The organism is Aedoeadaptatus acetigenes, assembly GCF_025566985.1.
Lineage (GTDB): Bacteria > Bacillota > Clostridia > Tissierellales > Peptoniphilaceae > Aedoeadaptatus > Aedoeadaptatus acetigenes.
Genome location: NZ_JAOQJD010000025.1, coordinates 1 through 10897, shown reverse-complemented (window position 1 = coordinate 10897; position 10897 = coordinate 1). Strand labels below are relative to the sequence as shown.

The following is a 10897-nucleotide window of genomic DNA, read 5'->3' as shown; positions in this document are numbered from 1 at the left end:
TATAAATGTTCTCCCTTGTCATAATCTTCAAGGGTATATACTGTTGATTTACTACACTCCTTTAATTTCCCTTTATCTTGTTCATACCAATGAATTAAGGTCGCATAATGGTCTTTGTAGTTTCTTCCTGTGCTTTGCATATAAGTCGAAAGCTTTTCTATCATTTTCTCCCTATGACCTTGCATTTTATCCTTTAACTTTCCATATTCTTCATCTGTTAAGGAAACATTTTTATATTCTCCATAAAAAACGGGGGATATTTTTTCTATCTCCCCCTCTTTTTCTAACTCTATATCTATTTCTTTCTCTATATCTCCGTTGCAATTTTGTTGCAAAAGGTTGCAATGTGTTGCATTAGTGTTGCATTGCAACGCTTTTTGTCCTCTCGATTTTCTCGAACGCCTTGTAGACGCTGTTTCTGAACCTATAAGACTTGGGATTTCTGTTAAAAAATACTCGTCATTTTCTGTGATTATCTCCATCAATCCTTGTGCCATAAGATAGTTCACTATAACCATTACATCATCTTCCGTTTCATCAATCGTTAAGGCAAGCTCTTTGATAAAGTCTGTTTCTACTCCATCATAATACAGCTTCCCACTATCTTTTAAGCTAAGTAAAAGCAATTTAAGATAAATGATTGTATAGGTATCTCCTCCTGATATTTTTCTTAGCCTTTTGATTCTCTTATCTGTAAAAAAATCTTCTTTCAATTTTAACCAATAGTATCTTCTGTTGTCTGCCATTTTTATCTTTCCTCCCCTTTATTTTTATAATTTTCTTTAGCCTTTTCTTTTGCTTTTTGTTTGTACTGACCCTTTCTTTCCTCTTGCTCTTGAAATTTTTTCAGTTGTGCAATTACACTTGGTTTATCTCCCCTCTTAATTGCCTTGTCTATCTCTATAGATAAATCTATTCCATACTCGTCACCCACAATCTTTACTGCATATTTGATATGATCTATCTGCTTAAATTCGTCTTGAACTTTAGCTTTATCTTCAGTTAAGTCTTGTATCTCTTTTTCAAGGCTTGATATTTCTTTCTGCCAATCACTCGACTTTATAGCTGATGTTCCAGTAAATTTTTCTATAGTCTTTCTTGCTTTTTTGTAGTTTTCAATTTCATCTTTATGTGAATTGTAAAATTTATCTTTAAGAAAAGTTTTATCTTTATATTCCTGATATACCGCCTTATTTTCTTTGATGATGTCTGCACAAATAAAGCAACGATTTAACTCCTTTATTCTTTGGGTTTTGCTTTGAATATCTTCACTTATCTTTTTACTTTGCTTTGCCAGTTCAAAAACTTTTTCTTGTAGGTCTGCTATGGTTTGAAGATGATTATCTTTTAGATAGTAGATTGCTTTTACAAATCTCTTTAGGTCTGCATTTCCCTTTTTTATCTGTCCATAGTAGGATAGATTTTTTGTTTTTTCTCCCTGTATTTCGTTGTAGATAGAAATATATTCATAAAGGTTAAAGAGTTCTGCTTTGTTCTCCAGTTCATCTTTCTTGGTCTGTTTATACCCATCGTATTTTGCTTGCAGATTTCCAAGTAAAGAGTCTATCCAAGAAGTGATTTCTTTTATCTTGTTCTTGATAGCTTTTACTAAAGAGTTATGTTTTTTTATTTCTCTGTTGATGTTTCCTTTGTCGGTTTCGATTCCTTTTTTCTCTAAGGCACTGGCACTTGCTCCCATGTGAATGGTTGGGATTTCTTCTATCCCTTGCCTTTTGTAGGAACGATGATCCACTCTCTTTTCTTGATGATTTTTTTCTAAATACTGATTACAAAGTCTTGCAAAATTCTCTCTCCATTTCTCTGCGTTTCCTTTATTGTTCCAGTCTGTCAGCTCTACTTTTCTTGTTTTGTAGTTCCCGCTTTTTAGTTTTATCTTTTCTCCATTTTCATCAATTACATATTCTTTTTTGCTTTTTGCCTGCCACTCTCCTTTTTCATTGATTGGTCTGAGGGTAGTCATAATATGTGCATGGATATTATTATTTTCTTCATCACTTTCATCATGGATTGCAAGGTCTGCTATCATTCCTTTTGATACAAAATTTTCTTGTATGAAGTCGGTAATGAGTTTCTTATTTTCTTCAAAGGATAATTCTTTTGGTAAGGCGATAATGAAGTTTCTTGCAAGCTGTGCGTTACTTGCTTTCTCATTTAGTTCAACGCTATTCCATAAAGTAGTTCTATCTTTTAATGCTATGGGAACATTCTCCGGCAAGAAGATTTCTGAATGTAAAAGTCCTTTTTTATTATGATAGTCATGAACTTCTCCATCCCATTCATTTTTGATTTTCTCACAAGAGATATATGCTGCACTTGCAACTGCCGATTTACTTTTTCCTCTGCTTATCATGGAAATATTAAAGTGAAATGTTTCTGCCATCTTCATAAGCTCCTTTCATTTTTTATTTGTTTTTAGGTAAAGGAAAAAAGCAGACAGGCTATTTTTTGTATCTTTTCCTATCTGCTTTATCCGTATATTTTTATTAAGTTTTGGATTTTTTAATACTTGCTAAAATCCCTTAGTTTTTCTAAGGGCGCAATTATACACCCTAAAGGGTGCTTTGCGTTCTGCGAAGCTTTTTGCCCTTGCAGGGAGCTTCTGAAAAAACTAAGTTTTTTTATTCTGTTCACTCAATATCTGTTTCATCTTCCATATCTTTTCCATTTATCATTTCTTCATAGGCTTGTCTGTATTCTTCTGTATCAGTAGCAACTTTAAGTAGTTCTTCTATCTCCTCATTGGCAAACATAAGGGAATTTTCAATTACTCTTTCTACTATCAAGCCTCTTTGTATGAGCCTGTGATTTCTTCTTTTTCGTTCCTTTTCATTTGCCAGTTTTTCTAATTTTTTGCCTTGATTTTGTAATTGTTTCAGCTTTACATCGCACTTTTCTCTTTCTTCCTGAAGTTCAGAAATTTGTTCCTGTACTTCCTGTAATGTTTTTTCTTTCTTCATTTTTAATTCCTCCGTTTTGGTATCTGCTTGTTTCCATAAAGAAAGGTTAAGCACCTTTTTTGACACTTAACCTTTCCAAGTTTTTAGATTTTATCTTCTAAAATCTTTCTCAGTTTTTCTAAAATCCTATCCCTCCTCCCACTGATTGCTTGATGTGTAACTTTCTCTCTTCTGCTGATTGACCTTAGACTTTCTTCTTTGTAGAAGATGGCTTCCATTAGTTCTCGTTCTTCTTTTGTAAGAGTATTTAATGCTTTATGAAGTTCTTCAATTCGCATTTTTACTTCTACAATTTTTTCTAAGTCTATCTTTTCATCTATGATGTTATCTACAAAGTGTCCATCATGATCCAGTGCCGAAAATGGTATTACATTATGCTTCCAATCTTTTCTTTGGAGATACTTTTCATGCTCTGTTATCTTCCAATAGGCTTTGTAGACTTCTTCACTTACAGGTACGGCTTTGCCTTTTACATAAAGGTAATATTCTTTCTTTGCCACTTAGTCATCCTCCTTTTTAAGTTCTCTGTTTTGGTTTTGAGAATAAAAAAAGGAGGACTTCTACACTTTGGTGTAAATAGTCCTCTCGGCTTAAAAACTAATGTTTTATATAATTTTCTATTTGGTCGTTTCTGGTAAAGTATTATTGCTATGTGTAAGCAATTCCAAGAATAAAAAAGGATAATTATATCGTTCTTTGAAAACCGAAACTATAAGTTTTGACATAATTATCCCTCCATTATTTTCCCTCCTAAGTAAATTTATTATTAAATCACTCCTGCTTTTTCAAAATGCTTTTTGAGTATCTTTGTTGCAACGAATGCTCCTATGCAAGCAAGAACAAATGTTATCAAGGCAAAGCCTACTGCCCATGAAACTTTGAAATAAGATAATGCTTCATTTATTTGTGCTTCACTCATTTTCCATTTTGATGCTCTTTCCACAAAAGAAGCTGTTCCGAATAAAATCACAGGAATTACTGTCCCTAAAAAATCCGCTAATGCAAATATCCCATATCCAATAATCATTCGTCCCTTGCTCTCATAATTTCCTATAATCAAATCACATATAATTCCACCGATTACAGCAAAGACTGCATGAGGCAAATGTCCTCCTGACAATGCAATTAAACCAAGAAGCGTTCCTGATATTGTAAATACGCCCTTCTTTTTAACTTTCAAAGCCATAAGGATATAAACGGTAGCAGCTACCATAAAGCTAACTCCTGAAGCAATAAATCCTCCAATCACTGTTGTTGCCATAGCAAATGCAACCGCCATGTATATGACAATTCCAATTGCATTAAAGATTCCGATTGTAATAAAATCACGACCATTTAATTTGTTTTTCATAAAAGTCCTCCTAATAAATTTTCTGTATTACTATCACAAGAGCAATCATCAAAGCTCCTAATAGTCCAATCAACAAATCCGTTGTTCTAAACCTCAATTTTGTTAATGTAACCCTGTTCTCATCACTATCAAGTCCTCTAATGAGTGCTGAAGCTGACAGTTCATCTGAAATCTTAATCATTCTCATTAAAAGCGGAACAAGCGTATATTCAATATATTTAATTGGATGTAGCAAGGGGAAAAATCTACTTGTTACGATTCCTCGAATCTTCATATTCTCTTTTAATGCCTTGAGTTCTATTTTTATAGTTGGTACAAACCTAAGCAAAACACTAAAAGGTATACCAATGCTTCTTGGTACTTTCATTCTATTTAATGCTTCAAGCATTTCACTTACACTTGTAGTCTTTGTTATATATCCACCAAACATAGCAATTAAGGTCATCCTTGATGCAAAGTAAATAAACATATATATTGCAAATACGATACTTGCTTCACAAAACTTTCCAAGCCATAACTCTATGCAGTATAAAATCACAAAAAACAAAATAAAGCGTAATGCTCTTTTCCACATACTGCTGTATACATACAGAAAAAAGGCAAAGAGAATCAGTCCGAAAAGTAGAATTGTATCGCTTATAAAAAAGCTCGTAAATCCAACAATTGGAAGTAGAGTAAGTTTTATTCTCGGATCGACTGTTTTTCTATCCATCAAGTTATCTACCTCCTCTCATCTTGTCCAATATGAGAATTTTATTACTTTCACTCATATTCAAAACACTTTCTATTTTTCCATCTCCCATTACCCAGAGCTTACTCACTGTGTTCGCTAAAAACTCAAAATCATGACTTATCACCAAAACTGTTGTTCCATTTTTTAATTGTTCTTCAATTAATTTTGCCACTGAAAGCATTGAGTCTTTATCACAACCTGATGTTGGTTCATCATAGATAAAAACTTTTGCCTGTTTCATCATTCCACAAGCTATTGTGAGTCTTTGTTTTTCTCCTCTTGATAAAGCAAACGGATGCTTATCAATGTATTTATCTAAGCCAAGTACATTCAAAATAGACTTTGCCTTTTGAGTATTTTCTTTTTTATCTTTACTTGAAATACCAAGCAGCATTTCATCAAGTACACTTTCCGAAAACAACTGATAGTCTGAATCTTGAAAGACAAAATATGACATATCCATTAAATCTTTATGATTAAGCGAATTATCTTTCCCCGTCCATATCTTCCCCTCTTTTATCTTCTCAAGTCCTGAAATCACTCTTGCAAAGGTAGTTTTTCCGGTACCATTTAAGCCGATAAGACCAATGGCTATTCCGCACTCCATATTAAAATCAAGATGATTTAAAATGTACCGTTTTTGCTTCTTTCCATCCTTAGCTACATTCGGATAGCAAAATCTCAAGCCTTTTCCGTTTATACTTTCATCATTTAATTGATATGAGTCTTTCTTCTCACTTATCCTATATTCTTCTAATTCAAGAGTTCTTAGTCCATTCTCATCCCAAAACTCCCCTTCAAGATGAATAACTTCTTCCCGACTCAAGTCCAGTGCAATTTCTCCATCTTTCACCAAAAGAAAACGGTCAAATAAAGATTTTACATAGTACAAACGATGTTCAATTAGAACAACTGTTGTTCCTTTTTTCTTTAATTTTTCCAAAATTAAAAATAGGTCAAATGTTGCTTTCATATCCAAATTTGCTGAAGGTTCATCTAAAATTAAAACTTTCGGATTCATCGCATAGATACTTGCAATAGCTATCTTTTGTTTCTGTCCGCTTGATAATTCAAAAACAGATTTTCCTTTCAGTTCCTCAATATCCAGTTCTGCATATACTTCTTCTACTCTCTGTTTTATTTCATCTCTTGATTTGCAAATGGTTTGAAGCCCAAAAGCTATTTCTTCATCTGTCGTTGTCGTAAAAAATTGACTTCTTGGATCTTGAAATACAGTCCCTACAATATGCCCTATTTCATGAAGCGATAATTTGCTTATATCTTTTCCGGACGCAAAGGCTTCCCCTTTCATTTTGCCTTTGTAATAATGTGGAATAAGACCATTCATCACACTTCCAAGAGTACTTTTACCACTTCCACTTTTCCCTGAAATTAAAACAAATTCACCTTTTCTAATTTCAAGATTGACATTTTTTAAAGCAGTTCGTCCATCTTCCCATTCATAATAAACATTTTTTAGCAAAATCATGGTTATACCTCATACTGAGCTTTCCATAATTTTGTGTAGTAACCATTTTTTGCAAGAAGTTCGCCATGCTTTCCTTTTTCAAGTAAATTTCCTTTTTGAAATACGAGAATTTGGTCAGCTTTTTGAATTGTTTTTAAATGATGAGCCACTACAAGTACAGTTCTATTCTTTGCAAGTTCTGTAATAGCATCCTGTATCAAAGATTCGTTTACAGGATCAACATTACTTGTCATTTCATCAAGAATTAAAATCGGTGCATCTTTTAGAAAAGCTCTTGCAATAGATATTCTTTGTCTTTGTCCACCTGATAAAATTCCTCCATTTTCGCCAATATCAGTTTCATAACCTTTTGGTAAGCTCATAATGAAATCATGTATCCTTGCCTTCTTTGCAGCTTTAATGATTTCCTCTTTTGTAGCTCCTTTTTTACCTACTCTAATATTTTCTTCAATCGTGTTATCGAATAGTTGAACATTTTGCATGACAATACTGATACGATCCAAAAGCTCATCATAAGGAATATCCCTTATATCAGTTCCTCCGAGTGTAATTTTCCCTTTATGCACATCATAAAATCTTAGAAGTAAGTTTGTTATAGTAGTCTTTCCACTACCTGATTCTCCAACTAAGGCTGTCATTGTTTTTTCAGCAATAGAAAAACTCAATTTTTCCATTTTAAATTCATCTTTTTCATAGGAAAAATCTATGTTTTCAAAAGCTATATCATTATCTTTCGGAACAATTCCATTCACTTTATCCGGGATTACATCTGCATATAAAATTCTTGAAAGTCTTTCGTAACTATCTACCGCCGAAACATAGTACATATAGTGTTGTTCCATAGAAGCGAACGGCTTATAAAACTCTTTTGAAATTACCGCAAAGATAATAAAATTAAGCACATCGAGATTTCCCTTTATAACAAGTATTGCTCCTGCAATTAAAAGAACTAAATATCCAATATCCAGTAAAAAACCAAATATAGATAACTGTTTTGCCTTGAATCTTGAAGCTGCTTTACTTGTTTCTCCGAACTTTTTCGTTTTGTTCATAAGCTCATTATCTAAGCTCTTATTGTTTGAAAAACTCTTTAGTACAGGTATTCCTCTAACATATTCAACAAATAAGCTAACCATATCAAGAAGTGCTGAGTTGTTCTGATTTTCTATTTTTTCAGATTGCTTAATTGTCAGATATAGAAAGATAAGTGCAATCGGAACAGATACAGCCATAATAATAGCAAGTTTGAAATCAATACTTTCAAGACCAACAAATACGACTGCACCTATCAAAAAATCACCAAACATTCTTGACCACATGTGTCCTACAACAAGGGACATATTATCAACATCTTTGTGTAAAATTGTATTGATCTCGCCCAGTCTTTCGTTGGTATAAAATCCTAAGCTGAATTTTTTTAATTTGATAATCATGCGTTCTCTGATTTGCTGAACAATATCAAAACCTGCACTATGCTTTTTCATATCTGCAACCATATTACAAATACCTTTGAACACTACAAGTAATCCAATCGCAATAAAATATTTATATAGACTTGCTAAGCTCGTTCCATCGAATATTTGGAACAGTATAGAAAATACGATCACAATCATAGCTATGGAGCTTAGTCCATAAAGGGCAAAGAATACACTCGATATAATCAAATCTCTCTTGCCAGTTTTTGTAAGTAGTTTTAACATTTCTCTAAACATTTTCTGTTACCACCTCTTTCAAATTCCATCTATCTACCTTGTTCTGTGCTTCAACCATATCCTTATAAAAATCACATCTTTTCATCAGCTCTTCATGGCTTCCTGCATCAAGAACAACACCCTTATCCATAACAATAATTTGGTCTGAATCTCTAATCGTATTTAGATGATGAGCAATTGTAATGATGGTTTTATCCTTGCTTAAATCGTCAATTGCTTCGCCGATAAGTCTTTCATTTTCACTATCAACAGCCGCCATTGCTTCATCTAATATTAAAATCGGTGCATTTTTCAGTATCATTCTTGCTATAGAGATTCTTTGTTTTTCTCCACCGGATAACTTAACTCCCATTTCACCTACTCGTGTTTCATATCCATTTGGCAATGCTGAAATAAAATTATGGCATCTTGCTTTTTTAGCAGCTTCTATGACTTCTTCTTTTGTTGCATTTAGTTTTCCAATTGCTATATTTTCAAAAATACTTAAGTCAAAAAGGATAACTTCTTGTTGCACACTACCAATCAGCATTGAGATATTTTCTTGACTATATTCTTTTATATCTTTTCCATTTATCAGTATTTGTCCTTCATCTGCATCCCAAAATCCCATAAGCAAATTAGATACCGTACTCTTTCCACAACCGCTTGCTCCTACAAAGGCGTTCAAACTATTTTTCTTAAAATTCAAATTGATATTTTTAAGCTCAAAGCTATCTTTTCCGTATGCAAAATTCACATCTTTAAATTCTATGTTTCCAAATTCTAAACCTTGTTCTGTCTTTTTGTTTGGAAGTGGAACTGTTAATACTTTCCCTATCGCCTTTAACGCTTCCTTAAACACAATAGAAAAATGTTGCAATGTAGCTGTCTTACTTATAGAAGCAGTAAAAGCAGACGATAAAATAATGGCAAGGATAAAATTAGGCGTTGTAATATTTCCATGATAAAGAAATATGCTTCCCAAAATCATGACAATAACCACTCCAATTTCCATAAATATGTCAATGAGTCCCATTGGAATTGTAACCATCCCCATGCTCTTTTTAACCCAGTAAATATATTCTCTTGCCGTTTTTAATGTTCTTTCACTAATTTCCTCTTCTTTAGCAAAAGCCTTAATCACAGAAATATTTTTTACATATTCCATTAGCTCTTCTCTCATTCTGTTTTCATGATTGAAGTAAATCGCAAAGTTTTTATCCATTGTTTTCTGTGAAAGAACTTTTACCAAATACATGAGTGGAACTCCGGCAATCATCCCAAGAGCAAGACGCCAATCCACAAAAATCATAGCTACAAAAATAATGGTAGGCAGAAGTGTAACTGACATTATTTCAGGGAGACCATGAGCAAGATATACTTCCACTTGTTCTACATCATGTTGGACAATGTTGGTAAGCTCTCCTGTATTATGTTCTTTAAAGAATCCCAAACTTAGTTTTTTCAGATGACCGATAATATCTAACCTAAGTTCTGTTAATTTTTCGTATGCTTTCTCATGGGCAACCTTTGTTGCAAAATAATAAAACACTCCTTTTAATACAAACGATATAAAGATTCCCAAAAATATATACTTTAAATTACCTTCGTTAATATTGTTTGTAATTAAAGAACTAATCAAATATACGAGTAAGATTTGTGGTATCAAATCAAATACTATTTTTAAAGCAAGAAGTGAATTGGATAAACCGTTTTTCCCAATCACTTTTTTTCTTAATTCTTTTTCCGGCATGAACAACTCTCCTTTCAAAATTGAATAATATTGAATTTTAATTCAGTATTAAGGTTTAAAGTAAGACTTTGCTGATTACGCAAAGTCTATTTTTTTGTGCTGATTATAGGGATTCCACTCCCTTGTAATAACACCTTGCAATAAGTTTTAGCATATCTTTTGCCCACTTTTCACTTTGATAATGCCTTGCTATTTCAAGAAGTCCCTCTGTAAAGTTACTGGCTAAAATATGGGCAAGCATTGGATCATATTCCTGTTTCGATTGTCTTTTTAAACTTACTTCAATATGAACCTGCATTTGTGATATGAGTTTTTGTTTTGCTTCTGTATGCTTTGTACCTGAGCTTTTATCCATTAAAATAATTAACTTCTTACGATCTTTTAAAAGTTCATGAATATAATTTTCTCCAACCTCATCAAACCTTTCAGAAGCAGAACCTTTTTCCAAAGATTCTTCCTCATTAAAAGCTGACTCGAAGTTTATATAAACAGAACTTACTACTGCATCAAACAAAACTTCCTTATTTTTGAAATAGGTATAAATGAGTGCCACAGGAATATCTGCTTCTTTTGCAATTTCTGTTAATTTGGCACCTCTATAATCCTTTTTATAAAATACTTTTTCTGCTGCTTCGAGTATTCTATTTCTAACTTCTTCTTTTAATACTTGTGCCATAGCACACCTCTTTCTATTCCAATACTGAATATATATTTAATAATAAATCAAAATTCAATATTTGTCAAGATAGGTTTAAATATTTGTTTTTATATACTCACTCACCGGTATCCCCACTCTTTTCAAAACCTTTAATTTCTCTTGTTTCTTCTGCTCCCTTCTTGCCTTATATTTATCCTCATACTCTTTCTGTTTTCCGCTTGCTTTTCGTTTCAGGTAATTTTGA

At 32.8% G+C, this 10897-nt stretch carries 10 protein-coding genes and 1 pseudogene; all 11 read right to left on the bottom strand.

Translation table 11 applies throughout. The features are described 5' to 3' along the window. Positions 1-746 (bottom strand): phage replisome organizer N-terminal domain-containing protein (locus tag OCV31_RS09495; protein ID WP_065355236.1); only part of this gene is annotated, 746 nt, incomplete at its 3' end. Between the two features lie 2 nt (positions 747-748). Then, the gene (gene mobQ / locus OCV31_RS09490; protein ID WP_148474646.1) at positions 749-2401 is read right to left on the bottom strand and encodes a MobQ family relaxase; all 1653 of its coding nucleotides are present in this window, start codon (positions 2399-2401) and stop codon (positions 749-751) included. Between the two features lie 247 nt (positions 2402-2648). After that, positions 2649-2978 carry a DUF3847 domain-containing protein gene (locus tag OCV31_RS09485; protein ID WP_028078447.1) on the bottom strand — a complete coding sequence of 110 codons (330 nt, stop codon included), beginning with the start codon at positions 2976-2978 and terminating at the stop codon, positions 2649-2651. Positions 2979-3061: 83 nt separating this feature from the next. After that, the gene (locus tag OCV31_RS09480; RefSeq protein ID WP_001074477.1) at positions 3062-3478 is read right to left on the bottom strand and encodes a sigma factor-like helix-turn-helix DNA-binding protein; all 417 of its coding nucleotides are present in this window, start codon (positions 3476-3478) and stop codon (positions 3062-3064) included. A gap of 266 nt (positions 3479-3744) precedes the next feature. Further along, a complete protein-coding gene (locus OCV31_RS09475; protein WP_000791747.1) occupies positions 3745-4329 on the bottom strand; it encodes an MptD family putative ECF transporter S component in 585 nt (194 codons plus the stop codon). A 10-nt stretch (positions 4330-4339) separates the two neighbouring features. Beyond that, a complete protein-coding gene (locus OCV31_RS09470; RefSeq protein WP_025194627.1) occupies positions 4340-5044 on the bottom strand; it encodes an energy-coupling factor transporter transmembrane component T in 705 nt (234 codons plus the stop codon). A 1-nt stretch (position 5045) separates the two neighbouring features. Next, a complete protein-coding gene (locus tag OCV31_RS09465; protein ID WP_148474644.1) occupies positions 5046-6551 on the bottom strand; it encodes an ABC transporter ATP-binding protein in 1506 nt (501 codons plus the stop codon). Between the two features lie 2 nt (positions 6552-6553). Beyond that, positions 6554-8263: an ABC transporter ATP-binding protein gene (locus OCV31_RS09460; RefSeq protein WP_148474642.1), complete on the bottom strand. Its 1710-nt coding sequence runs from the start codon at positions 8261-8263 to the stop codon at positions 6554-6556. Continuing rightward, positions 8256-9995 (bottom strand): ABC transporter ATP-binding protein, encoded by a 1740-nt coding sequence (locus OCV31_RS09455; protein ID WP_001114254.1) that lies wholly within the window; start codon positions 9993-9995, stop codon positions 8256-8258. The genes OCV31_RS09460 and OCV31_RS09455 overlap by 8 nt, the downstream gene beginning before the upstream one ends. 103 nt (positions 9996-10098) lie before the next feature. Further along, positions 10099-10671, bottom strand: coding sequence for a TetR/AcrR family transcriptional regulator (locus tag OCV31_RS09450; RefSeq protein ID WP_000079886.1), 573 nt, complete (start codon positions 10669-10671; stop codon positions 10099-10101). 75 nt (positions 10672-10746) lie between these two features. Beyond that, positions 10747-10897: pseudogene (locus tag OCV31_RS09445) on the bottom strand (DUF4368 domain-containing protein); the annotation flags it as partial.

Excerpts from the sequence above, each read along its gene's own strand:
- mobQ (WP_148474646.1), bottom strand. The coding sequence starts at position 2,401 with ATGGCAGAAACATTTCACTTTAATATTTCCATGATAAGCAGAGGAAAA.
- OCV31_RS09485 (WP_028078447.1), bottom strand. The coding sequence starts at position 2,978 with ATGAAGAAAGAAAAAACATTACAGGAAGTACAGGAACAAATTTCTGAA.
- OCV31_RS09475 (WP_000791747.1), bottom strand. The coding sequence starts at position 4,329 with ATGAAAAACAAATTAAATGGTCGTGATTTTATTACAATCGGAATCTTT.
- OCV31_RS09465 (WP_148474644.1), bottom strand. The coding sequence starts at position 6,551 with ATGATTTTGCTAAAAAATGTTTATTATGAATGGGAAGATGGACGAACT.
- OCV31_RS09460 (WP_148474642.1), bottom strand. The coding sequence starts at position 8,263 with ATGTTTAGAGAAATGTTAAAACTACTTACAAAAACTGGCAAGAGAGAT.
- OCV31_RS09455 (WP_001114254.1), bottom strand. The coding sequence starts at position 9,995 with ATGCCGGAAAAAGAATTAAGAAAAAAAGTGATTGGGAAAAACGGTTTA.
- OCV31_RS09450 (WP_000079886.1), bottom strand. The coding sequence starts at position 10,671 with ATGGCACAAGTATTAAAAGAAGAAGTTAGAAATAGAATACTCGAAGCA.